This window comes from Deltaproteobacteria bacterium, from assembly GCA_029860075.1.
Taxonomy (GTDB): Bacteria; Desulfobacterota; JADFVX01; order JADFVX01; family JADFVX01; genus JAOUBX01.
Genome location: JAOUBX010000012.1, coordinates 1 through 23,515 on the forward strand (window position 1 = coordinate 1; position 23,515 = coordinate 23,515).

The 23,515-nt window shown below is 45.5% G+C and carries 20 protein-coding genes; 14 read left to right on the forward strand and 6 right to left on the reverse strand.

What is annotated here, in order from left to right:
- The first annotated feature begins 295 nt into the window (after nt 1-295).
- From OEV42_05545 to OEV42_05555, 3 genes are all read left to right on the forward strand, one after another.
- Nucleotides 296-718, forward strand: coding sequence for a carboxypeptidase-like regulatory domain-containing protein (locus OEV42_05545; GenBank protein MDH3973725.1), 423 nt, complete (start codon nt 296-298; stop codon nt 716-718).
- Nucleotides 719-739: 21 nt separating this feature from the next.
- Entirely contained in the window at nt 740-1,237 is a 498-nt protein-coding gene (locus OEV42_05550) for an alpha/beta hydrolase (protein ID MDH3973726.1), read from the forward strand.
- Nucleotides 1,238-1,339: 102 nt separating this feature from the next.
- On the forward strand, nt 1,340-1,999 hold the full coding sequence (locus OEV42_05555; GenBank protein MDH3973727.1) for a Crp/Fnr family transcriptional regulator: 660 nt from the start codon (nt 1,340-1,342) through the stop codon (nt 1,997-1,999).
- A 177-nt stretch (nt 2,000-2,176) separates the two neighbouring features.
- Here the strand turns inward: OEV42_05555 and OEV42_05560 are convergent, their stop codons facing one another.
- On the reverse strand, nt 2,177-2,770 hold the full coding sequence (locus OEV42_05560; GenBank protein MDH3973728.1) for a hypothetical protein: 594 nt from the start codon (nt 2,768-2,770) through the stop codon (nt 2,177-2,179).
- A 43-nt stretch (nt 2,771-2,813) separates the two neighbouring features.
- Between OEV42_05560 and OEV42_05565 the strand changes: the two genes are divergently transcribed.
- The 3 genes from OEV42_05565 to OEV42_05575 all read left to right on the forward strand — a co-directional run bounded on the left by OEV42_05565 (nt 2,814) and on the right by OEV42_05575 (nt 4,664).
- On the forward strand, nt 2,814-3,044 hold the full coding sequence (locus tag OEV42_05565; protein MDH3973729.1) for a hypothetical protein: 231 nt from the start codon (nt 2,814-2,816) through the stop codon (nt 3,042-3,044).
- 1 nt (nt 3,045) lies between these two features.
- The gene (locus tag OEV42_05570) at nt 3,046-4,197 is read left to right on the forward strand and encodes a multiheme c-type cytochrome (GenBank protein ID MDH3973730.1); all 1,152 of its coding nucleotides are present in this window, start codon (nt 3,046-3,048) and stop codon (nt 4,195-4,197) included.
- 185 nt (nt 4,198-4,382) lie between these two features.
- Complete coding sequence (locus OEV42_05575) at nt 4,383-4,664, forward strand: peptidyl-prolyl cis-trans isomerase (protein ID MDH3973731.1); 282 nt, start codon at nt 4,383-4,385, stop codon at nt 4,662-4,664.
- 92 nt (nt 4,665-4,756) lie between these two features.
- Here the strand turns inward: OEV42_05575 and pckA are convergent, their stop codons facing one another.
- The gene (pckA, locus tag OEV42_05580) at nt 4,757-6,364 is read right to left on the reverse strand and encodes a phosphoenolpyruvate carboxykinase (ATP) (protein MDH3973732.1); all 1,608 of its coding nucleotides are present in this window, start codon (nt 6,362-6,364) and stop codon (nt 4,757-4,759) included.
- Between the two features lie 476 nt (nt 6,365-6,840).
- On the opposite strand from pckA, the gene OEV42_05585 reads away from it, so the two are divergent.
- The 3 genes from OEV42_05585 to OEV42_05595 all read left to right on the forward strand — a co-directional run bounded on the left by OEV42_05585 (nt 6,841) and on the right by OEV42_05595 (nt 12,798).
- Nucleotides 6,841-8,262 carry an efflux transporter outer membrane subunit gene (locus OEV42_05585; protein MDH3973733.1) on the forward strand — a complete coding sequence of 474 codons (1,422 nt, stop codon included), beginning with the start codon at nt 6,841-6,843 and terminating at the stop codon, nt 8,260-8,262.
- The gene (locus tag OEV42_05590; protein MDH3973734.1) at nt 8,263-9,486 is read left to right on the forward strand and encodes an efflux RND transporter periplasmic adaptor subunit; all 1,224 of its coding nucleotides are present in this window, start codon (nt 8,263-8,265) and stop codon (nt 9,484-9,486) included.
- 159 nt (nt 9,487-9,645) lie between these two features.
- Nucleotides 9,646-12,798, forward strand: a complete 3,153-nt coding sequence (locus OEV42_05595; protein ID MDH3973735.1) for an efflux RND transporter permease subunit — start codon at nt 9,646-9,648, stop codon at nt 12,796-12,798.
- Between the two features lie 103 nt (nt 12,799-12,901).
- Here OEV42_05595 and OEV42_05600 read toward each other — a convergent pair whose 3' ends face one another.
- From OEV42_05600 to OEV42_05615, 4 genes are all read right to left on the reverse strand, one after another.
- On the reverse strand, nt 12,902-13,561 hold the full coding sequence (locus OEV42_05600) for a hypothetical protein (protein MDH3973736.1): 660 nt from the start codon (nt 13,559-13,561) through the stop codon (nt 12,902-12,904).
- Between the two features lie 69 nt (nt 13,562-13,630).
- Complete coding sequence (locus OEV42_05605; protein MDH3973737.1) at nt 13,631-14,320, reverse strand: penicillin-insensitive murein endopeptidase; 690 nt, start codon at nt 14,318-14,320, stop codon at nt 13,631-13,633.
- 32 nt (nt 14,321-14,352) lie between these two features.
- A complete protein-coding gene (locus OEV42_05610) occupies nt 14,353-16,692 on the reverse strand; it encodes an ATP-binding protein (GenBank protein ID MDH3973738.1) in 2,340 nt (779 codons plus the stop codon).
- Nucleotides 16,693-16,867: 175 nt separating this feature from the next.
- On the reverse strand, nt 16,868-17,077 hold the full coding sequence (locus OEV42_05615; protein MDH3973739.1) for a hypothetical protein: 210 nt from the start codon (nt 17,075-17,077) through the stop codon (nt 16,868-16,870).
- A gap of 277 nt (nt 17,078-17,354) precedes the next feature.
- On the opposite strand from OEV42_05615, the gene OEV42_05620 reads away from it, so the two are divergent.
- From OEV42_05620 to OEV42_05640, 5 genes are all read left to right on the forward strand, one after another.
- On the forward strand, nt 17,355-18,005 hold the full coding sequence (locus tag OEV42_05620; GenBank protein ID MDH3973740.1) for a hypothetical protein: 651 nt from the start codon (nt 17,355-17,357) through the stop codon (nt 18,003-18,005).
- Nucleotides 18,002-18,580, forward strand: a complete 579-nt coding sequence (locus OEV42_05625; protein ID MDH3973741.1) for a DUF2764 domain-containing protein — start codon at nt 18,002-18,004, stop codon at nt 18,578-18,580. The genes OEV42_05620 and OEV42_05625 overlap by 4 nt, the downstream gene beginning before the upstream one ends.
- The gene (locus OEV42_05630) at nt 18,540-20,444 is read left to right on the forward strand and encodes a V-type ATP synthase subunit A (GenBank protein MDH3973742.1); all 1,905 of its coding nucleotides are present in this window, start codon (nt 18,540-18,542) and stop codon (nt 20,442-20,444) included. Before OEV42_05625 ends, OEV42_05630 begins: the two co-directional genes overlap by 41 nt.
- Complete coding sequence (locus OEV42_05635; protein ID MDH3973743.1) at nt 20,419-21,720, forward strand: V-type ATP synthase subunit B; 1,302 nt, start codon at nt 20,419-20,421, stop codon at nt 21,718-21,720. The genes OEV42_05630 and OEV42_05635 overlap by 26 nt, the downstream gene beginning before the upstream one ends.
- A gap of 122 nt (nt 21,721-21,842) precedes the next feature.
- Nucleotides 21,843-23,447: a glycosyltransferase family 39 protein gene (locus OEV42_05640; GenBank protein MDH3973744.1), complete on the forward strand. Its 1,605-nt coding sequence runs from the start codon at nt 21,843-21,845 to the stop codon at nt 23,445-23,447.
- Nucleotides 23,448-23,515: the final 68 nt, after the last annotated feature.

Here is a 23,515-nt window from a genome sequence, read left to right on the forward strand (position 1 = left end):
TATCAAAAACTGGTCGCTAACGATCTCTCAATTAGCTATTTTCTTTGAAGGAAGGCTGGATAAAGAATTAATGCTTTGATATGATGAATAATTCCATTAACCCTGACACAGATTATTGAACACTACCCAAAAGTTAAATGAACGCTAAACAACTGCTAAAAAATTAATCGCTAATGTGCTATCAAGTTTTTGCACGGATCAGCGAAATCGTTCCAACCAATCCCAATTAGATGTGAATTAGGTAATTCTAGGGACATATTACTTAATTAAGTTGAGTCATTAGATAATAAAAATAATGTTGAAATTATATTTAATAGTATTGCTTTTTCTCTTATCTGGATGCGCTCCTATACCTCACTTTGAAAGAATAAGTCCTGAGGTTGAGGGTATTGTTCTAAATAAGAATACTCCCGTTCCAAATGCATTAGTGAGTGTTATTAATGAAGATAACATAAAAAAAACCATGACGGATAAAGACGGCAAGTTTCATATTGACGAAGCTTATAAATTTCACTTTTTCAAAGTATTTGGAGATACAGGGTATAAGTGGGAGTTAGTCATAGAACACAATGGTAAAACATATCTAGGAATGGAAGAATTAATACTTGGTCCAGCTAGAGACTATGTTAGTACAGAGTGCCAAATAGATACAGAAGAAATGCTTAAAAAAAGAAATCGTCTTAAATATATACCTGATTATTATGGAATTTGTTATTAACCATCTCAATACCAAAACTCCATGAAAATCTATTTCTCCCACGGAAAAGAAAGCGGCCCCTGGGGCAGCAAAATTAAAAGGCTGGCAGATATAGCCCAAGTTGCGGGCTATCAGGTTGACAGCATCGATTACACAGACACCTTTGATCCCGATGTTCGTGCTGAGCGTCTGGTAAATATTTTAAAGGATGAAAAAGAGCATTTCCTGCTCGTCGGCTCCAGCATGGGAGGCTATGTTTCGGTGGTGGCTGCTGAACAGGTGGAGGCGGAAGGAATCTTTTTGCTGGCGCCTGCCTTGTATATTCCCGGATATAAGGTGCAGGATTATCATCCCAAGTGCGGTCATATTGAAATTGTCCATGGCTGGTCTGATGAGGTTATTCCACCGGAGAATTCAATCCGGTTTGCCAAAGCGCATGATTGTTCACTGCATTTGATTAGCGGTGATCATCGTCTCATTTCATCAATAGAAACTGTTGAGAAAGTATTCAGGCACTTTCTTGCTTCGGTGAAGAATTAAATAAGCACAATTTATTCCTTACAAAGTTGAGGTAATCATAAAATAAAAAGTGTGCTATTATTTTACCTGGAATTGACTTATATGTTATTCGAGGAACGTTAAATGAATCAAAAAACACTCTGGTATCTAAATACAAACAGGCTTTTAAAAGACCTCCCTGAAGAGGATATAAATGAGCTTGTCCCCCTGCTTAAGGAATCGAAAGTAGACAAGAGAGAGTGCGTTTACAATATGGGTGACGCTTCCGATACGCTTTATATCCTCAAGGAAGGGCGCATTAAAATAAGCCGCTTTTCGGAAGATGGCAGGGAGCTTACAATAGATATACTCGATCCGGGAGATGTCTTCGGCGAGCTTAGTCTTGCGGGAGAGTTAGAACGCGAAACCAGTGCAGAAGCATTGGAGGATTCTTTTATATGCTCAATAAAAAGGGATCATTTTGAAAGTTTTCTCAGTAAGAGGCCCGGGCTTTCTCTTAATATTACCAGGATGATCGGCGGACGAATGAGAAAGATTGAAAACCGTCTTGAAAATCTCATCTTCCAGGATGTGCAAAAAAGGCTTCTTTTCGCCCTCAGTGACCTTGGCGAAAAGTATGGAACACCTGTTGACGAGGGAACCATGATAAGTGTCAGGTTATCTCATCAGGAGATTGCAAACCTTATCGGTGCAGCAAGAGAGACAGTTACTGCTGAACTGAACAGCTTGAAAAAAAGCGGCCGCATAATTGCCAGTGGCCGTGACATTATCCTTCCATCGTAATAAATTCTTTTTTTTTGTAATGGGGCTTACATACTTTATTTCGCCATTCCTTTAATTTACTTCCCTGTTAACCGGTAATTGACGGTCTCAGAGTTATCCATACAATCCAGGGTAAGTTGCAATCATACAGGAATAGTTATTATCCTGGAAACCATGATCTAACTGCCCTTGCCAGGATTATATTCCAAGTGGCTGTAAAACTGCATCTGGCTTTATGAATGGCTCCCTTTTTTTTGAGGGAACAAAAAAACTATTTAAAGGAGAAAAAATGAAAACAAATTTAATGAGTTTATTATTTACCGCGCTGATTTTTACTGCTACAGGGAGTACCGTTCTTGCTTCTGACAGTAACGATGGTGTATTGCTTGCCATGACAAATAAGAATCCCTGTGTCCTCAATCCATGTGCGAAGAATCCATGTGCGAAGAATCCATGTGCAAAGAATCCATGTGCAAAGAATCCTTGTGCAAAGAATCCTTGTGCAAAGAATCCTTGTGCAAAGAATCCTTGTGCAAAGAATCCTTGTGCAAAGAATCCTTGTGCAAAGAATCCTTGTGCGAAGAATCCTTGTGTGAAGAATCCTTGTGTGAAGAATCCTTGTGTGAAGAATCCTTGTGTGAAGAATCCCTGTGCGAAGAATCCCTGTGCGAAGAATCCCTGTGCGAAGAATCCCTGTGGCGGAAAACAGAGTTTCAGGAAGAAGAGGATAAATAATGAAGCTGCTGCTATCAGGCTGGGAGAAAAACTCTGGAAAAGTGAAAAACTCGGCAATTCGGGCCTTAGCTGTAATTCCTGCCATGAGGGTGGCGAACAGTTGAACCTCGAAAAGGTTGGCCCCTTCCCCCACTATGTCGAAATGCCCAATGACGTCGTTACTCTTGATCAGATGATCAATTATTGTATGGAAATACCCATGGAGGCAAAACCGCTTCCCTGGAAATCAGATAAGATGACGGCACTGGCGGCCTACTACCAGCACCTGGTGAAGAAACATAAGGGTATGAAGAATCCCTGCAGTATGAAGAATCCTTGCGGTAGCCGTTAACTTGAATTTCCCTGTAATATTACTGGTCTTAATTTTTATCCTCTCTTCTCCTCCCACACTTTTGGGAGGAGAAGTTGTACTTTCTAATTACTGGAATCGCCCTGTAATTGGGAGTGGGGAAGGCATAAAAGAGACGGCCGGCCTTTATCCTGAAAAATGCGCAGGCTGTCATAAAAAGCAATACAACGATTGGAGTCATTCATTTCATAGTAAAAGTATGAGCCCGGGATTGTTGGGGCAACTTGACCCATTTAATCATCCCGACTTTGCCCTTTCCTGCTACTACTGCCACTCACCTTTAAAAGAACAAAGTGAAATAAATGAGACAGAGGAAGGCTATGAAAAAAACAGCACTTTCGATAAATCCCTAAAAATGTCCGGTGTTTCATGTCCTGTCTGCCACGTAAGAAATGGTACTGTTTATGGCCCCTCATCTCCGGGCAAAATCAATGTACCGGAGATGTACAACGATGAGAGGCATCCTTCGTTGCAAAAAGATTTTTTTGAAGATGCAAAGTTCTGCGCTGCCTGTCATCAACTGGATGAAGGTTATGAATTAAATGGCAAGGTACTGACAAACACTTACAGGGAATGGCAGGAAAGCTCTTATGGCAAGGAAAACATTGTTTGTCAAAATTGCCATATGCCTGACCGTAAACACCTTTTCAGGGGAATTCATGATCGGGAGATGGTGGAAGGTGGTCTCCATTTTGAAGTGATTAACGATAATACCAATGTTACCCTTAGAATAACGAATAGTGCTGTGGGTCATTATTTTCCTACATATATCACCCCTTCCGTTACGGTAAAAGGTTACCTTCTTGATTCTTCAGGTTCCATCATCGATGGGAGCCTGAAAGAAGCGATAATAGGTCGAAGGGTAAGCCTCGATCTTTCGGAAGAACTTTTCGATACCCGCATTGCCCCGTTGAAGCATTTTGATTTCCAGTATGTCCCGCCCCCCATCAAAGAAGCCGAAAAGATTGCCTTTGAAATTTATGTCTACCCCGATGAATTCTACAAGCGCTTTTTCTCCTCCCTTCTTGCTTCCGGCAACTATGCCGGAGAGAGAGAGGATATTGTAAGAGCGCTAGAGGGAACAAAGGAGAGCAGCTATCTTCTCTATCGGGTGGAGAGAAAAATCGCCCCCTGACGATATTTATAAGGCCCTTTACACAAATTACTGAAAAAATTGCTTATAGACTTAATTTTATGGACCATATAGGCTATTATCCAGGAAAGGACGGTTGGATCATGAATCTATGTGTGACACCATAAATGATGCCAACGGCCCTTTCCGGGATGATATAGCATATAAAAAAATAGAGGAGGATTCGCATGGCAAATGCAAGTGCAAGGCATATACTGGTTGCAACGGAAGAACAGTGTAAAGAACTGAAAGAGAAAATAGAGGGCGGCGCTGATTTTGCTGAGTTGGCTCAGCAATATTCACAATGTCCTTCAGGAGCTGATGGTGGAGAGTTGGGATCTTTTGGGCCGGGACAAATGGTGAAAGAATTTGATGAAGTCGTATTTAGCGCTGAACTGAACAAGGTTCAGGGGCCGGTGAAGACGCAGTTTGGATATCACCTTTTAGAAGTAACCAGCAGGACTGATTAAGGTCCCTTTATGGGAGCCGCTCAGCCCATGAATTGACATAAAAAAAGCCCGAACCGGCTATCTGTCCGGTTCGGGCTTTTTTAAAATTTGTATTAACAGTTTTTAACAGGCCCCCCTTTTAAAATATCGGAACTTACATCTTTCTTAAAGGTCTTGAAATTTTCCCTGAACAGGTCGGCCAGGTGACGGGCCTTTGTATCGTAGTCCTTTTTCTTTTTCCAGGCGTTCCTTGGGTTGAGAATGTGGTCCGGGACCTCATGGCAGTGAGTTGGATAGGAAAGACCGAAAAAGGGATCTGTCTCCATAGGGGCATCTTTAAGCTCTCCTTCGATGGCCTGGTTTAGAAGGGCTCTCGTATATTGTATCGATATGCGTTCACCCACACCGTAAGGACCACCGATCCATCCCGTATTGACAAGCCAGCAGTTGACATTGTGTTTTTTGATCTTTTCACCGAGCAGCTTTGCATAAACGGAAGGATTTCTTACCATGAATGCCGCGCCGAAGCAGGAGCTGAAGGTTGCTATCGGTTCCTTTATTCCCCTTTCCGTACCGGCTACTTTGGCTGTATAACCGGAGATGAAGTGGTACATGGCCTGTTCCGGTGAAAGCTTGGAAATAGGTGGAAGAACGCCGAAAGCGTCACAGGTAAGGAAAATAATATTTTCGGGATGGCCGCCTCTACCTGTCGGTTCATGGTTAGGGATAAAGGCGATGGGATAGGCGGCGCGGGTATTCTCTGTAAGTGATGCATCATCGAGGTCTATATCGCGTGTTCTCATATCGATTTTTACATTTTCAAGGATAGTGCCGAATCGTCTTGTGCATTCGAAGATCTGGGGCTCCGCATAATGGGAGAGGTTGATCACCTTGGCGTAACATCCCCCCTCGAAATTGAAGATGCCGTTATCACTCCAGCCGTGCTCATCGTCTCCAATGAGGTAGCGGTCAGGGTCGGCCGACAGTGTTGTTTTACCTGTGCCCGAAAGGCCGAAAAATAGGGCTGTGTCGCCTTTTTCCCCTTTGTTGGCCGAACAGTGCATTGAGAGGACGCCTTTGGCAGGAAGGAGGTAATTCATAACACTGAAAATCGATTTCTTTATTTCACCTGCATAGCTCGTACCGCCGATGAGGATAAGTTTTTTCTTGATATCGACGAGGATGAATGCTTCCGAGTTGGTTCCGTCATGCTTGGGTGATGCCCTGAAACCGGGGATGTTGATAACTGTAAACTGGGGGATGAAGTTGAGAAGTTCTTCATCTTCCATAATCCTGATAAACATGATACGGGCGAAAAGAGAGTGCCAGGCATCTTCCGTAATGACGCGAATGGGAATCCGGTAATCAGGATCAGCGCCTGCATAGCAATCCTGGACATAAACGTCTTTTCCCTGGAGGTAAGCCTGCATTCTCAGGAAAATTTTATCAAACTTGTCTTCAGAGAAAGGGCGGTTGCTTTCACCCCACCAGACGTTGTCCTTGCTTGTTTCTTCCTCGATAACAAAACGGTCCCTGGGAGAACGGCCTGTATAATCGCCTGTTCTTACAACGAGAGGGCCTCGGTAGGATATAATGCCCACGCGCCTTCTGATCGATTGTTCATAAAGTACCGGCGGGACGCATGTCCAGTAAATATGATTTACGTTTTCAATGCCATGTTTGTCGAGACCGTAATTGGGGTTGTGCAAACCGCCTACCATGTTGTATTCCTCCCTTTATGAGCTATAAATATTTTAGCCGCTTATTATTGTAAAGGCATAAGATAGCATAAAAATGTTTGAAGAAAAAGGATGTCATGGAAAAGATGTTGTTTTTTATGTGAAATAATGGTGATGATTGCACAATCTAAGAAAATGCCCTCCCCTCTCCCTGAGGGAGAGGGCTTATTTATAGCTGCCTACAAAAACACAATAATCTTTAATCTTTTGTTAATCTGCTTTTTTGTATACTCATATCATAAAATAAGAAATAACTTAGGGAGGAAAACCATGGAAACTATGATGATATTGACAAAGGTAATTGGATCTCTTTATACCATTGTTGTTGTATTGGCAATGATCGTTATGCTGTAAAAGAATGGTACCGGACAACAGGGTTGAAGCGGTTTTTTTTGCATTTATTAAAAAAGCTTGTGATATAATCCCTGCTTTAATCAAGGCCAGAATCAAGTCAATTTATGAAAAAAAATTCTTTATTATTGCCATTAAGATTCTTTCTATATGTGGGCCTTTTTTTCTTTTTAGCCGCTTGCTCTCATACTGTTAACAATGAGGTGGCGCCTCTTATTGAAGATGGCTCGGTTTATTCTCTTTCAGATGAGGGAGGGGAAGAGATTAAAGAAAAATGGTGGCTTGCCTTTAATGATCCCCGCCTTGATGAACTTATTAATAAAGCGTTGTCAGATAGTTTTACTTTAAAGTCTTTTTACGCAAGAACTATACAGGCCGCCTCTCTGGAAAAACAGGCAAATGCCGTCAGGAAACCGCCTCTTACAGGTGAGCTGTCGCAAAGTTCGGACTGGGATAGTGATGGTGAACGAAGTGATACGTCAGCACTTGAACTGGGACTTTCATGGGAACTCGATCTCTGGTCGAGGCTGTCATCGGCTGAAAAGGCACTATTACTGGAAAATGAAGCGACAGGTGAAGATCTTGCCGGCGCGGCCCTCATTCTTGGTTCACAGGTGGCCCATACTTATTATCAGATTATTGAAACACAGGCACAGTTAAGGCTGCTTAAGAGCCAGATCGAGGTGGGAGAAAGATTTCTTCACCTCATCGAACTCCGCTTTAAAAATGGCAAAGCCTCTCTTGTCGATATCTACCAGCAGCGGCAGCAGGTAGCAGCCCTCAAATCTCAACTTCCACCGCTACGGGCGAAGTTATCGCTTCTTGCCAACGGTCTTCATGTACTCCTTGGCCGCGTACCATCAGGTGAGTTTAAAGAAGAGGCTAACTCTCTTCCTGAGCTTCCTCCATTGCCAAAGACAGGCATTCCCGCTGATCTCCTTATTAAAAGGCCCGATCTCAGAGTACGGCACAAGCGGCTTGTTGCCGCAGACTACCGTGTGGCTGAGGCCGTAGCCGGCAGACTTCCGGCAATTAAGCTTTTTGCTTCGGGAGGGCTGCGGGGTGATGCTCTCTCGGGCAGCAACCGTTTTTATTCCCTTATGGGAGAACTGGTCATGCCTATTATCGACTGGGGCAGGCGAAAGGCTGAAGTTGAGAGACGAAAGGCTATTGTTGATGAACAGCTTGCCCTTTATACGCAGGCCTTTCTCCTTGCCATAGAAGAAGTTGAAAATGCCCTGCGACAGGAAAAGGAACAGCTGGCGCTTATTGAAGCGCTTGGTGAGCAATATGAGATTGCCGGGGAAACTTTGGGTGAGACGAGGAAGCGCTACCTGCAGGGAGTGAGCGATTATCTCCCCCTCCTTACGGCGCTTCAGTCTGTGCAAAAGCTTGAACAGGATATGCTCCGTGAAAAAGGAGAGCTTATTTCAAACCGTATACTGCTCTACAGGGCGCTGGGAGGGAGTAAATTCTCCCCTCTCGATAAGCCTGACAATGAGCCCCATCGGGAAAATGAGGAGTTATAAATGAGTGATATAAAAATTAAAAGAAGATTAGCGGCAGCCGCCATAATCATCTCTATTACGGCAGCCCTTGTTTATGTTTTTTATGCCATGAAGCCTGCGACGAAAAAGAGGAGGCCCAAACCTGTCGTTCCCATTGTGGAAGTCCTTAATATTTCTCCCTCAACGGAAAGTGTATATATAGAGGCGGCAGGAGAGGTTATACCTGCAATGGAAGCAAATCTCTTTGCTGAAGTGGAGGGGAAGATTATCGATATAAGCAGTGAACTCGTTCCTGGCGGTATTGTAAAAAAAGGTGATAAGCTGGTGAGTATCGATAGGGCTGATTATATTCTTCGCGTGAAGGAGCTAAAAGCTGGGCTTGCCGAGGCTGAGTCGCAGCTGGAACTTGAAGAGGGACAGCAGGTGGTTGCCCGTGAGGAGTGGCGTCTTTTTGAAAAGGAGCATGCTGCAGCTCAGGCTGATAAAAGTCTTGCTCTAAGGGAACCCCATCTGAAAAGTGCAAAGGCCCGGCTCGATGCCGCCAGAAGCAGACTGGCTGCGGCTGAACTCGATTTAAAAAGGACGACGGTCGTTGCTCCCTTCAACGGAATTATTTTGGAGGAATTTGCTGAAAAGGGCCAATACGTAGGAAGGCAGGGAAAAATTGCCACACTGGCCGGAACGGATTACTTCTGGGTACGTGTTTCGATCCCTCTCGGGTATGTTTCACGGATTGCCTTCCCGGATAAAAAGAATAAAAGCGGAGCAGAGGTAAAGGTCATTCTCGATACATCCAATGGCAAGAAAGTTATCCGCAGCGGTAATGTTGAAAAATTACTGGGCGATCTTGATCTTAAAGGACGAATGGCGAGAATCCTCGTCAGGATAGATGATCCCCTTGCCCTTGGAGACAAGGCGGGTGACGGCAGGATACTCATCGGCAGTTTTGTCAAACTTCAAATTGATGCCGGTAAACTGGAAAATATTTATGCCCTTCCCAGGGAAGTGGTACATGAAGGGGATCGTCTTTTTATTTTCAAAAAGGACAACACGCTAGATGTGCGGAAACTGGATATCCAGTGGCGTCGAAAAAATGAGCTTTTAGGCCTTGTCAAAATGGATGAAGGGGAACGTCTTATTGTAAGTCGTCTGCAGAATGCCCTTCCCGGGATGAAGTTGAGGGCTGCCGGGGATAAGGTAGTGGGGGATAAGGTGGGGAAGGCAGAGGGGAAAGGGAAGGAGTAGAGAGGATTTTACCACCCCTAAAGCCCTTTATGCCCTGTGGGTGCTCCTAAAAATAGGAGGGGAGATTAAAGTTCCTCCCCTTGAGGGTAGAGGTTAGGAGGGATCTTAAAGGACTGTTGAAATGAAGTAATCACATTTCATTGATCTGGTTAAAATTTCATGAATAGCGATAAAAATATAAGAAAAGGTCTCCTTTCTTGGATGGCCGACAATCATGTGGCAGCCAACCTTCTCATGATAGCACTCATCATCGGTGGTCTTGTAAGTGCATTCAAGATTAAGCAGGAGGTCTTCCCTGAATTTGCCCTTGATATAGTCAAAGTTACTGTTGCCTATCCCGGGGCTACGCCTGAGGAGGTGGAAGAGGGGATAATCCTTGCCGTTGAGGAAGAGGTGCGGGCATTGGAGAACATTGACCGCGTTACTTCCATTGCCCTCGAAGGGCGGACTACTATCATCGCAGAATTGGTGACCGGTGTTGATGCCAACTACATGTTGCAGGAGATAAAGAGCGCCGTTGACCGCATTACTTCCCTACCTGAAGATGCTGAAAGGCCAGTCATCAGCCTCCAGTCGAGACGCCGTGAAGTGATCAGGCTTGCCCTTACGGGAAATTTTGATGATCGGACAATGTATGACATGGCGAGTCATATGAGGGACGAACTGGCTGATCTTCCAGAAATTACCCAGGTTGAATTAAGAGGAGTCAGGGAGCCCGAAGTAAGTGTTGAGGTGCCCCGTCATAGGCTGAGGGCTTATGGTTTAACCCTTGGTGATATTGCAGGGGCCATCAGGGAACAGTCCGTTGACATTCCTGCCGGAGGGATCAAGACAAAGGGAGGAGAGGTTCTTTTAAGGACCAAGGAGCGGCGTGACTATGCCGGTGAATTTGCAGGGATTTCACTGGTAAGCCGCAAGGATGGTACGGAGGTCAAACTGGGTGATATTGCTACTATCAGGGAGGGTTTTGCCGAGACAGATAAAGAGGCCTACTATAACGGCAAGAAGGCTGTTTTAATTAATGTGTTTCGTACCGGTGAGGAGACACCCAACGAGATATCGGAGGCTGTTTATGATTACATAACTTACATCAAGCCATCCCTTCCTCCCGGCATGGACCTGGCCGCCTACAGGGACAGGTCTGAACTCTATCAACAGAGACTCGACCTTCTCTTGTCCAACGGTGCTATTGGGCTTCTTCTCGTCGTTATTACTCTTACCCTTTTCCTTGAGGCGCGTCTCGCTTTTTGGGTTGCCATGGGTATTCCCATGGCTGTTATCGGTTCTTTTATTATCCTTTCCTTTTCGGGAGGAACTATCAATATGATCTCCCTTTTCGCCTTTATTATTACACTCGGTATCGTCGTTGATGATGCCGTAGTTGTTGGTGAGAATATCTACTATCATCGCCAAAAGGGGCTTTCTCCTCTGGCTGCTTCCGTTAAGGGTGTGAGAGAGATGTCAGTGCCTATATTCATTGCTGTTTCAACGAATATTCTTGCTTTTGTTCCGCTACTTTTTGTTACCGGTCGGATGGGGCGTTTCTTTTTCGTTCTGCCCGCTGTTATAATTTCGGTTTTCCTTATTTCACTGATCGAATGCCTTTTTGTCCTGCCGGCTCACCTCAATTATCCCAGGAGGAAAAGAGGGCGATTTATGGAACTTTTCGAGGCTCTTCCTGACCGTTGTGCAGTGGGACTTGAATGGTTTATAGATCGGATTTTTTCACCTCTTGTTCGTTTCTGTCTCTCCTATCGCTATCTAACGGCCCTCGTCGCCATTGCTGTTCTTATTGTCTCTCATGCCTACTGGACTAATGGCTGGATCAATTATTCATACTTTCCCCGTATACAGACAGATAGTATCGATGCAGAAATCGAACTTCCCTATGGTTCACCTGTCGAGGAAGTCAGGCGTATTGCCCGTCTTGTTGAAGAGGGGGGGCTAAGGGCCGTAGATAAAAACGGGGGCAGGGAAATTGTAAGAGGGGTGATGACTGACATTTCGGGGGGAAATACGGCACAGGTTACTTTTCAGCTCGTTCCCCAAAATGAGCGGGAAATGACATCACGCCAGTTCAGTATTAAGTGGCGCCAGGAGGTAGGAGAAATCCCGGGTCTGGAAAGGCTCTTCTTCGATTACGTCGTAGGTCCAGGTGGTTCGGCGGCCATCAATATAGAATTGACCCATCCCGATCCGAAGACGCTTGAGGCTGCTGCAAGTGACGTTGCTGCAGAGCTTGCCCAATATAAGGGTGTTACCGATATTGATGATGGTTTTGCACAGGGAAAACCACAGTTTGATTTTAATATGAAAGCTGAAGGGCGTTCACTTGGTTTAACTGCAAGGTCTCTCGGTAGCCAGGTAAGGCATGCTTATTATGGGGCTGAAGCGCTTCGCCAGCAGCGGGGGCGCGATGAAGTCAGGATTATGATCCGATTACCCAAAGAGGAGAGACGGTCGCTTTACAGTCTGGAAGAACTCCTTATATTAACGCCTGATGGAGGTGAAGTGCCTCTTTCCTCAGCGGTGACGATTACAGGGAGCCGCGCCTATACGGAGATTGATAGAGTTGACGGCAAGAGAGTGCTCAACGTCAAGGCGAGTGTCATTCAGGGGGTGACTAATGAGAATAAGGTCCTTGATGGTCTAAAGAGGAATTTTCTCCCCGAACTGAAGGCAAAGTATGCCGGCCTTAAATATACCTTTGCAGGCCGGCAGAGGCAGCAGGCTCAGTCACAGGAAGACCTTCATATGGGGATTACCTTTATCATGGCGGGCATCTTCTGCTTTCTTGCTATTCCTTTCAGGAGCTATGCCCAGGCGATAGTGGTTATGCTTAGCATCCCTTTCGGTCTTGTATGTGCCCTTGTAGGGCATATTATCATGGGTTATGATATGAGCATCACCAGTATTTTCGGCATGATTGCTCTTTGTGGAATTGTGGTCAACGGAGGCCTTGTATTTATAATCACAGCCAATAAGATGATGCGAGAAGAGGGGAAAAGCGCCTATGACGCGGCCTATCTGGCGGCAAGGCGGAGGTTCAGACCTATTATGCTCACATCGCTAACCACCTTTTTCGGCCTTGCCCCCATGATCTTCGAACAATCGGTCCAGGCCAGGTTCCTCATCCCCATGGCCATTTCCCTCGGCTACGGCATCCTATTTTCCACAGGTGTTGTCCTGCTGCTTACACCAACGCTTTACGTTATTCACCAGGATCTCCGGCACCAGATCAAGGCTTTTTTCGGGAGAGATGAAGAGGGTATGGGGGAGAGTGGCGAAGTAAAAGAAGAAATGGAAGCGTGAACTGCCCCCGATTTTACTTAAACTAATTCCAAATCCCTCCTGACCTCCTCTATGAGCCGTTGTCTCCGAGCCATAGGCCTTTACAAAGGGAGTAAGAATATACTTACTGCAAGGTAAAGGGCTCAAAGGAATGCTTGCAATACCGGCCCGGAATGGCATGGTCTCCCTCTTCAAAGTCGAAGAAAACACAGTCCACTCCTTTGGCTGAAGTTATGGAATAGGTAACTGACGCCATGTAAGATAACGCGCCGCTCGTTCCCATTCTCCGGGTAAGGTGCTCAGAGTTGGCAATGCCGATAAATACGGTATTGTTTTCCTGCTTGTTGAAGATCACGCGCGGGAGCTCCTCCTGATTAAATTCGTAATTTAACGCTTCAGTAATTCTTTTGGCATCGGCCGATTTAAGGGCTTTTTTAAAAACAGGAAAAAGACCGGCATCTTCGGTAGTCCATATGCCCGGTTGGTAGCCGTCAACAAGTCTTTTTATCCGCTTGCTCATCGCCTGCTTTTGTTCTTCATGTTTCTTGACTTCTTCAAAAAGTTCCCCGTTTTTCTTTGACAGTTCCTTGTTTTTTGCCGCAAGCGCATTGACTTTTGCTTCAAGCGCTTTAACTTCCGGTATTTTCTCTACACCCCTTTGGGTTTGCGGTGGCGTCACTCCTTCAGGTTCAGGTTTTTCACCGTTGCATCCAAAAAATTGAAATAAGAGTACACTGCAGATGATCAGGAAAAGAAGATGCTTTTCATTGCTGTATCTTTTCATAGGGAAACCTCCAAATCTTATATAATATATAAAATTAGCCCATTTATTTTGTTTTCGCAACTTCATCGGCTAAATATCTTTGCATTTAATAGCAAAGTCAACATGATAGTGATCGTCATGGCGCACCCAGGATTTTTTCTTTGGAATGGTAATGTTTTTCCTCATGTATTCTCCGTATTTGGTCTTATAAAGCAGGGATTGCAGATGAGGATCAAATATTACTCTCTCGATGTCAATGCCATACTTTTTCGCCGTTTTATGCAAAGCAACAATGTGAGCCCCCATACTTTCAAAGTCAATGGTGTACTCTTTATAAATTCCCTTCCTGCTAAATTCAATGTTGTAACCCCATTTATTAAAGAGATGGGTTGGTAAGTAAAGAGACTCGCCCTTCCTGTTTGTGACGGGAACAATGAAGTCCACTGACAGACCATTTTGATGGGTTTTATGGGGCTTAAAAGGGCCGCCTTCCTTAAAACCGGTTTCAGCATATTTAAAGACTTTAGAGGGCTCTTCCTTTTCAAGCATGCCGTAGCTTTCTGTGACAACATCCCTGACGGTACTGTGGACGTAGGTTCTGCCTGATAAATTGGCAAGAATGCTGTAGGAAATGTAATTATTACCCCCCGAGGGGAGTTTGACGCCTTTTTCCAGTCTGCCCTTTGAAGTGGTTCCGTAACAGATGCTCTTTTCTTCAGTCCAGGCAGTTATGGGTGAGATGGAAAGGAAAATGATCAGTATAAATGTTGTTTTAATCATTTCTATTATTTCTCTATCAGTGCATGGGAAGATCAGGATGCAGTCTGAGCGCAGGAATGGATTGCATAAATGAGGTCTTTCTTTTTTATCGGTTTGGACAGGTGGCTTGTGCAACCTGCATTAATACACTTTTCTACTTCCTCTTTTAAAGCGTGTGCCGTGAAGGCTATAACAGGCGTTTCTTCTTTATCATTTCTTTTTTCCCATCCCCTGATGGCCCTTGTCGCCGAATAACCATCCATAACGGGCATCTGCATATCCATGAGGACAAGGTCATATTCATTGCTAACAAAAAGTTCAATGGCTTCTTCGCCGTTTTTAGCCATATCGATGGTGTGCGGCGTATCTTTCAGAAAGGCCTCTACCAGCAGACGGTTGTCTTCCGCGTCTTCTGCCAGGAGGATTTTAAGCGGCCCTTCTTTAGGCCAGGGTAAAAAAGTTTGCCTTTTGTCACTCTCTTCTTTGGAACCGATTTTCATGGCTATCGTGAAATAGAATGTGCTTCCTTCTCCCTCTTTACTCTCAACAGACAACTTGCCTCCCATCAAGTGAACAAGCTTTCTTGAAATGGAAAGCCCGAGACCCGTTCCGCCATGGGTACGTGTTGTTGAAGAATCTCCCTGCACAAACTCTTCAAATACTTTCTCTTTATTTTTTTCAGAGATGCCAATGCCCGTATCACTGACGGAAATAAGCAATTGACATGATTCATTTGGCCGGGGCGGTTCAAGACACCCGACGGAGACCATTACTCTGCCCGTGTCTGTGAATTTAATGGCATTACCGATAAGATTGACTAATATTTGTCTAAGGCGAATGGGGTCACCCAGCAGATAGCCCGGTACGTCGTGAGAAATCTCTTTTTTCAGTTCGATCCCTTTTTGGGCCGTCTTGATATTAAATATGGAAAAGATTTTTTCAATTTCTCCGGGCAGAGAGAAATTAATCTCTTCCAGTTCAATAAGCCCTGCCTCTACTTTGGAAAGATCGAGGATATCATCAATAATCCTTATGAGCGAATCTCCGGATTTTGTGAGACGCGCCACGTATTCCTTTTGCTCCTTGCTCAGGGCGGTTTCCGAAAGGAGTTCCGCCATTCCGATAATGCTGCTCATGGGTGTCCTTATCTCATGGCTCATATTAGCGAGAAACTCGCTCTTGGCCCTGTTTGCATCTTCGGCCATTTCCTTCGATTTTTTCAGCATCCTGGCCGACTCATTACGATCCGTTATATCGACAAAAGTAACGACGGAACCGATGACCCTGCCTTTATGCTCAAGCGGGTAAGACCAGTATTCCGCTTCGAAGCTGCTCCCGTCTTTACGCCAGATCACTTCATCGTCGACGTGTGTGCCGCGGCCCTTGTGAAATGCCTCGTATATCCTGCATTCCTTTTCGGGATACTTTGAACCGTCAGGGTGGCTATGATGAATAAGGTTATGCATGTTTTTTCCCAAAAGACTTTCGGCGCTGTCATAACCGAGGAGTTTAATGCATGATTTGTTTGCAAAGGTACAATTCCCCTTGAGATTGAGGCCGTAGATCGCTTCTGCTGCGGAATTTATAAGCAGGTTAACATGGTTTTCACTTTCTGTTAAGGTTTCCAGGAGATAATCGAGGTCGGCTTTTCTAAAATCAATTCTTTTTGTGGAGGTCATGTCGGCAGGACTTAGCCGCCTTGCAATAGTAACGGCCCTGCTTACAGGCTTTCCGATTTTTCTGTCTACCAGTAAAATGAGAAGAAGAACAAATAGAGAGGCAAAGAGCAGCGCCGTTGCAAAGACCCTTTGTTCCACTTTTATAATTTCATTTTGCAGATTTTCTATTTTCAGCTTTTCAATGGTCATCAGCCGTTTAATCAGCCTGGCCAGCGATTCATGAAGTGAAATATCTCCTTTCCTGATTAATTTATCGGCAGCCATGTGGGCATCTTTATCTGTTTTCTTGAAGAGGTGGATTGCCTGCCGGTATTTTTTTCCAAGGAGGTGATGGTTTTCCCTGACTTTTATGAGCAGTTTATTCAATTCATTATCTTTATGTTCAGCCAATATGGATTCGAGATCATTGAGCCCGGAAAGGAACTGTCGCTCAATAGCATAAAAATTGCTCAAATGACGGTAGTAAAGTTGTTCATCCTGCCCCCTTAAAAGAATATCTTTCCATGCCTGAACCTGTTTGTCGAAGAGATCTTCCGTCTCTTCCGCCAAATGGATCTGGGCATGCATTTTTTCAGTAAGAATCACCTGTTTCTCCATCCCTTTTCTGGAAAGAAGTGATATATAGGCGCCCACAGCCAGCATTACCGATATTGCAGATATGAGGACAAGGGAGAGAAGGCTTCTGATTCCGGGTTTAATGAGAATGGGTTTCATTATTGTAAATGTTATCTATTGTTTGACGGGAGTGAATAACTGTTCACCATTTATACGAAAATTGCGGATCAGCTTACGGCCTTTTTCAGAGCTTATAAAATCAATAAATGCGGCCGCCCCTTCGGTGTTGACCGAGGGGTGTTTATTTGGGTTGACGGCAATGATGTTATAATAATTAATGAGCTTTATACCAGGGGCCATAAGGATCAATACCTGCCGCTTTCCACAAGCTTTTCTCCCTCTCATAGGTACCCGAATCATCAGGCCGGGAGAGAAAGAGCGCTTCTTTTGAGGCAATGTTTTTTAAGGCTTTCAGCACATCTTTCTCTTTACTTATGCCTGCCGGGTCATGGGCCGGACCTGCCATGACAAAATCATTATACATGGTTGTGTGGCGTTTCAGGCCGAATCCCTCATTAATTACCCCTGTTAATTTGATGATTTATTGGAAATAGAGGTTCTCAGGTCAGGGGAGATGAGTCTGTCATGTCAATATAAGTATACAGGAGAAAAGATGGATTTCAAATTGACTTGACTTTTAAAACGTTGTCATGTCTGCTCTCTTTTCCGGTTTGAGCAACAGCCCGCCTTAAATTTGACACCCATTTTAGGAAGGTGTAAACTCCAACTGTAAGTATTATAACCTTTTTCATGTGGAAACTATGGCCGCACATTCGGATAATAATGAGGTGAGTCTCGGCAAGCTTATCAGCAGAATTAAAAGCGAAGGGATAGAGGAAGCTTCCAAAAAAGCGGAAGATATCATCACCGGGGCAAAAGCGGATGCCGCAAGGATTGTCGATGAAGCTGAAAGAAAGGCCCTTCATATCGTTACAAATGCCCGTAAAGAAGCTGAAGAGAGCAGTCAGCGAGGAATAGACTCACTCAAACTTGCCGCACGGGATAGCGCCATCGCCTTAAAACGATCTATTGAGGAAACCTTCCGCTCTGTTATTCTTAAGGACTGTAATGAAGCCCTTACCGGCGAGGCGCTTCAATCACTTATCGGAAAGATAGCAGAAGCATGGCACAAGGGAGATAAGGAGAGGGAAACCCTTGAGATTATTATCAGTGAAAAAGACCGGAAGGGATTGTCGGACAGCTTTATAAAAAAACTCGGAAAAGCGCTTGAAAGGGGAGTAGAAGTAAAAGGCCGTTCCGGCATGAAGGGCGGTTTTCGCGCGGGACTGAAGGGGGGTCATATGTATTACGATTTCAGCGATGAGGCTGTTGCCGAACTGCTTTTAAACAATCTCTTTCCCGAACTTGCGGCCATTCTCGATGAAAGGGGCAAAAAGGAGGAAGATAAGTGAAAAGCAGTTATTACTACTTTGTCGCTTCACTGCCCCACCTTTCTTTTTCTCAAACAAAGCCGATTTCCTATGAACATTTCCTCTCCCTTTGCGCTTCATTTCTTCATGCTAATGATTTTGACATTATAAAAAGCATTTCCCTTGCCGCCGCCGGAGGTAAGGCTGACTCTCTTGATTCCATGAAAAAATGGACGGCCTGGGACAGGGCGCTTCGATGGGAACTTGGACGCTTGAGGGCTGCCAAATTGGACCGTCAAATTGCGGCGCATGAGAATGCGGACAATAGTATTGCTTCCCATGCTGCAATGGTGGCAAAGGAGATTTTTGCCCTTTCCGCGCCCCTCGATGCCGATGAACAAATAGATAGAGCGAGATGGGAATATGTGGAACTTCTCGAATTTGGCCGTTACTTTGATATTGAGTGGCTCGCCCTTTATAGTCTCAAGCTTCACATACTGGAAAGGCGTGAGACCTTTGATCAAAAAGCAGGATTGCAGCGTCTTCATGCCATAATGGAGGGCGCGAGAAATAACTATGACGCAAAAGGAGACCCTGTGGAGGCAGATCTTGGCTAGGGTGGGATCTATTACAGGTGTTAACGGTAACATGGTTACCGTCAGGGTTGATGGCAGGGTCCGCCAGCATGAAGTTGCCCATGTTCATCTCGGTGAGAGGCGGCTAAAATCGGAAGTGGTGCGTATTCGGGGTGATATAGCCGATTTGCAGCTCTTTGAAAATTCACGGGGCCTCAGGGTGGGAGGAGGGGTTGAATTTACGGGAGAACTTCTCTCCGTCGAGCTTGGCCCCGGTTTGCTGGGCAGTGTATTTGACGGTCTCCAGACGCCGCTTAAGGTCATGGCCGGGAGTTTCGGCCACTTTCTTGAAGGGGGAGTAAGTATCCCGTCGCTTTCGAGGGATAGAAAATGGCAGTTTTCGCCTCTTGTCAAGACAGGCGACAGCGTGGAAGCAGGCCATAGGATAGGCTTTGTCAGGGAGGGGAAGTTCGATCATCACATCATGGTCCCCTTTCATCGGGTTGGAACTTTTACCGTCAGCGATATTGTTGAGTCCGGTGAGTACCTTATCGATGATAAAGTGGCATGCATCGAGGGAAATGATGGTGAAGAACATATTACCCTCTCTTTCCGGTGGCCCGTCAAGCGGCCCGTTACGGCCTATGAAGAGCGTCTTGCGGCAAAGGAAAATCTGCTTACCAGAATTCGCATTATCGATACTCTCTTTCCTGTGGGCAGGGGAGGGACTTACTGCATACCGGGGCCTTTCGGCGCCGGTAAAACGGTGCTCCAGCAGATCACCAGCCGCAATGCCATGGTAGACGTCGTCATCATTGCCGCCTGCGGTGAGAGGGCCGGTGAGGTGGTGGAGACGATCCGCCACTTTCCCGAAATCAAGGACTCCTTTACAGGCCGGTACCTCATGGAGAGGACCATCATCATCTGCAATACGAGCTCCATGCCTGTAGCGGCCAGGGAGTCTTCCGTCTATACGGCCGTTACCCTGGCCGAGTATTACCGTCAGATGGGGCTAAACGTGCTTCTTCTTGCCGATTCAACATCACGCTGGGCCCAGGCCATGCGTGAGCGTTCAGGCAGGCTGGAAGAGATTCCCGGTGAAGAGGCTTTTCCCGCCTATCTCGAATCGGTTATTGCCGATTTTTATGAACGGGCGGGAACAGTAAGGTTAAAAGACGGTTCCACAGGCTCCGTTACTATTGGCGGAACGATCAGTCCTTCGGGAGGCTTTTTTGAAGAACCTGTTACGCAGGCGACACTCAAGGTGGTGGGCGCCTTTCACGGATTATCGAGGGAACGCTCCGACGCCAGGCGTTATCCTGCCATCGAACCACTCCAGAGCTGGTCGCGCTACAGTGGGATCATCAGCGCTGAAGAGCGGGAATGGATACTTGCTTTTTTAAGAAAGGCCGATGAAATAGAGCAGATGATGAAGGTCGTCGGTGAAGAGGGAACCTCCCTCGATGATTACGTAATCTATATGAAAGGTGAACTTTTTGATGGCGTCTATTTGCAGCAGAATGCCTTTCATGAAATCGATTCGGCCACGCCGGAAGAGAGACAGGTTTATCTCTTTAACGTCGTTCGTGAAGTTATGGAAACGCCCTTTGCCGTTACCCGCAAGGATGACGCAAAAAATATCTTTTTTTCGCTGAGGCAGCTTTTTCTCGATCTCAACTTTACCGTCTGGGATTCACCTGAATTTATGTCTCTCGAGGAAAAGATCATAACCCTTATTAATGAGAATAAGGGTGAGAGCGCGGCTGCGCCGGTTCCGCAAATAGAAGAGGCCTTTGTCGAAACGCGGGCAAATTCTAAACTGTGGCGAGGCAGGAGACTCAAGAGACTCCGTCAGGAAGAAGATGGCTTCAGGGAGAGCGATGAAGAAGATCTACAGCAGGATTAGCGATATTTCAGGGAATGTCGTTACCGTAAAGGCAGGTCATGTGGGTAACGGTGAACTGGCGCTCATATCATCGGCAGGGGGGAAATCTTTGGCCGAGGTAATACGTCTTCATGGGGAAAAAGTCTATCTCCAGGTATTCAGCGGCGGTAGCGGTATTTCGACAGATGACGAGGTACGCTTTCTGGGACGGCGTATGGAAGTGTCCTTTTCTGATAATCTTCTTGGCCGCATCTTTAACGGCCGGGGCGAGCCCCGTGACAAAGGACCAAAGCTTACTGAATCAATGACCGAAACGGGAGGCCCTGCCGTCAATCCCGCCGTCAGGGTCGTTCCATCGAAAATGATCGATACGGGCATTCCCATGATCGACCTTTTTAACTCCCTTGTCGAGTCGCAGAAAATCTCCATTTTTACCACAGCGGGAGAACCCTACAACGAACTTATGGCAAGAATTGCCGTTCAGTCCGGTGTCGATGTCATCATTCTCGGCGGAATGGGACTTCGATTCGACGACTATGTATTCTTCAGGGATACTTTCAGGGAAAAGGGCCTGTTGCCGAGGTCGGTCCTTTTTATCCATACGGCCTCCGATCCCGTCGTGGAATGTACCATGGTGGCCGACCTTTCTTTGGCCGTTGCCGAGAAATTTGCCCTTCAGGGGAAGCGGGCGCTTGTACTCTTAACGGACATGACCAACTTTTGCGACGCCCTCAAGGAAATCGCCATCACCATGGAGCAGGTCCCTTCCAACAGGGGCTATCCCGGTGATCTTTACAGCCAGCTCGCATCGAGGTATGAAAAGGCCGTTGACTTTGAAGAGGCGGGTTCGGTAACGGTCCTGTCGGTAACGACTATGCCGGGAAATGACGTGACTCACCCCGTGCCGGATAATACGGGATATATTACGGAAGGGCAGTATTATCTCGACAAGGGATGGATTGAACCCTTCGGTTCACTGAGCCGGCTTAAACAGTTTGTTAACGGCAAGACACGGGAAGACCACCGGGCCCTCATGGACGGTATGATTCAGCTCTATGCAGACTACCGGGAAACGCTGGAAAAAAGGGCCATGGGTTTTAATATGACCCGGTGGGACAAAAAACTTTTAGCTTACGGAAAGCGCTTCGAAGAAGGGATGATGGATATTTCCTTAAACCTTTCTCTTCATGAGGCTTTAGACAGGGGCTGGCAAATGCTGGCCCATCATTTTACACCTGAAGAGACGGGATTAAGAACGGAGCTGATTAAGAAGTTCTGGCCTGAGGGAGTCAGTTAGCAGTCTTCCTTTGCAATGATAAGGGGCTTGACCTTTTCTTTCCTTATCGCCATTATAAACGGGCCGGAAGTGAAGGGGGGCTGTCTTTTTAATAGAGCGTTTTTATTTTTTTGAGGTCAACATTGTATCAGAATAAGGGTCGGGAAAATGCCGCAAAGTATAATTTTATCTTTATTTCCGGCTTATGCCTTCTTTTTTTTATAACAAGGTTCTATAAACTCCATGGGCTCCCCATATTTACAGATGAGTCGACTTACATCCGCTGGGCACAAATCATTGCAGAAGAGCCATCGCAGTTTCTGCTTTCCTTGAACATAGATGGGAAACAGCCCCTTTTTCACTGGATTAATGCCCTCACAGTGAAGCTTTTTAATAATCCTCTTACATCGATCCGGGTTATCTCTGTTTTTTCAGGATTTTTGTCAGCCCTTGCCCTTTATCATATTGCGCGCCTGCTTCATTCCAATGGCGCCGGCATATTGGCCCTTGCCCTCTATATTTTTACACCATACATGCTGATACATGATCGCATAGGCATAGCGGCTTCACTGCTTTCCCTGTTTATAACTTACACATTGCTAATATGCGTTATAATAAGCCGCCGGGGTGAAGGGAGCGGGAAATGGTTTCTCTTGCTCGGTCTCTTTCTAACGGCTGCCTTTCTTACAAAGACAACAGCCCTGCTCTATTTTTTGCTCCTGCCTGCCGTTATTTTTATTCTCGGCGGTACAAGAGGGGTCAAAAATAATTTATATTACTTCATGATTACTTATCTTGTTGCCTTTCTCATTATTGCGGTTATCAATTTGGGGGGATCATCGCCCCATGAAAGAAACCCTCTCTTTTATCAAAAGAAGTACTTTTTAACTGCCCGGGACCTCCTTTCTTTTCCACTTCATCTTTGGTGGAAAAATGCCGCTGTGCTGGTTAATTATCTCTACTCCTACCTGACGCCGTTCATATTTTGGGTCGTGGCTTTTTCCGTTTTTTTTGTCATTAAGTATAAAAAAAGAGACTATATTGCCCTTTTTCTCTGGTTTCTCTTTCCCCTAATGGTTTTAATGCTTATAGGGCAGATCCTCTTTTCGCGCTATATTGTTTTTGCCATCCCTTCCGCCCTGGTTATTGCATCCATTTCGATGCTTTATCTGCGGGAAAAGTTATTTGTTATTTTCCATAAGTTTCCTTTCAGGGGCTTATGGGCAAATGGGGTGATATCATTGTTTTTTATTCCCATGCTCATACTTGATTATGGTGTTATTATGAATCCCGTCAAGGCTGCCTTTATCCCGCAGGATCACTTCCAGTATGTAAGCGGCTGGCCTTCCGGTTATGGAATCAGTGAGGCCGCACAATACCTGAAGGAAAAAGCAAAAGAGCAGCCCATAACGCTTTTTTTAACGACTATGTGGGGACATCCCAATGATTCGCTCATCATCAATTTGAGAAATGAGCGGAACATAAGAATTTACGAAGCACATTGGTGGTATAAGGCTCCCATCGTCCCCGGGAATGTTGGCTATGCCCAAATGGGAAAGTCGAAATATTTAAAAGTGGTTGAAGGTACCCTTGATTTTAGTGAATTGAAGGAAACCTATTTTGCTACTGATTCCGAGAAATCACCGGAGATGGAATTTCTGGGACAAAATAGAAACTTTTATAAGGTTGCATCCTTTTTCAAGCCCGGGAAAAAATATTCCGTTGATATTTATAAACTCCGTAATTAGTGTTCAAGCGAAAATAGGGTTACCCCTAAAGTTGAAGGCCTATGCCTCTGAGAAGGTGTCCCCGTTAA

Coding starts and splice junctions, on each gene's coding strand:
- OEV42_05600 (MDH3973736.1), bottom strand. CDS start 13,561: ATGAAAAGATACAGCAATGAAAAGCATCTTCTTTTCCTGATCATCTGC.
- OEV42_05605 (MDH3973737.1), bottom strand. CDS start 14,320: ATGATTAAAACAACATTTATACTGATCATTTTCCTTTCCATCTCACCC.
- OEV42_05635 (MDH3973743.1), top strand. CDS start 20,419: ATGAAGAAGATCTACAGCAGGATTAGCGATATTTCAGGGAATGTCGTT.
- pckA (MDH3973732.1), bottom strand. CDS start 6,364: ATGGTAGGCGGTTTGCACAACCCCAATTACGGTCTCGACAAACATGGC.
- OEV42_05615 (MDH3973739.1), bottom strand. CDS start 17,077: ATGTATAATGATTTTGTCATGGCAGGTCCGGCCCATGACCCGGCAGGC.
- OEV42_05610 (MDH3973738.1), bottom strand. CDS start 16,692: ATGAAACCCATTCTCATTAAACCCGGAATCAGAAGCCTTCTCTCCCTT.
- OEV42_05550 (MDH3973726.1), top strand. CDS start 740: ATGAAAATCTATTTCTCCCACGGAAAAGAAAGCGGCCCCTGGGGCAGC.
- OEV42_05545 (MDH3973725.1), top strand. CDS start 296: ATGTTGAAATTATATTTAATAGTATTGCTTTTTCTCTTATCTGGATGC.
- OEV42_05585 (MDH3973733.1), top strand. CDS start 6,841: ATGAAAAAAAATTCTTTATTATTGCCATTAAGATTCTTTCTATATGTG.
- OEV42_05590 (MDH3973734.1), top strand. CDS start 8,263: ATGAGTGATATAAAAATTAAAAGAAGATTAGCGGCAGCCGCCATAATC.
- OEV42_05620 (MDH3973740.1), top strand. CDS start 17,355: ATGGCCGCACATTCGGATAATAATGAGGTGAGTCTCGGCAAGCTTATC.
- OEV42_05595 (MDH3973735.1), top strand. CDS start 9,646: ATGAATAGCGATAAAAATATAAGAAAAGGTCTCCTTTCTTGGATGGCC.
- OEV42_05630 (MDH3973742.1), top strand. CDS start 18,540: ATGACGCAAAAGGAGACCCTGTGGAGGCAGATCTTGGCTAGGGTGGGA.
- OEV42_05575 (MDH3973731.1), top strand. CDS start 4,383: ATGGCAAATGCAAGTGCAAGGCATATACTGGTTGCAACGGAAGAACAG.
- OEV42_05555 (MDH3973727.1), top strand. CDS start 1,340: ATGAATCAAAAAACACTCTGGTATCTAAATACAAACAGGCTTTTAAAA.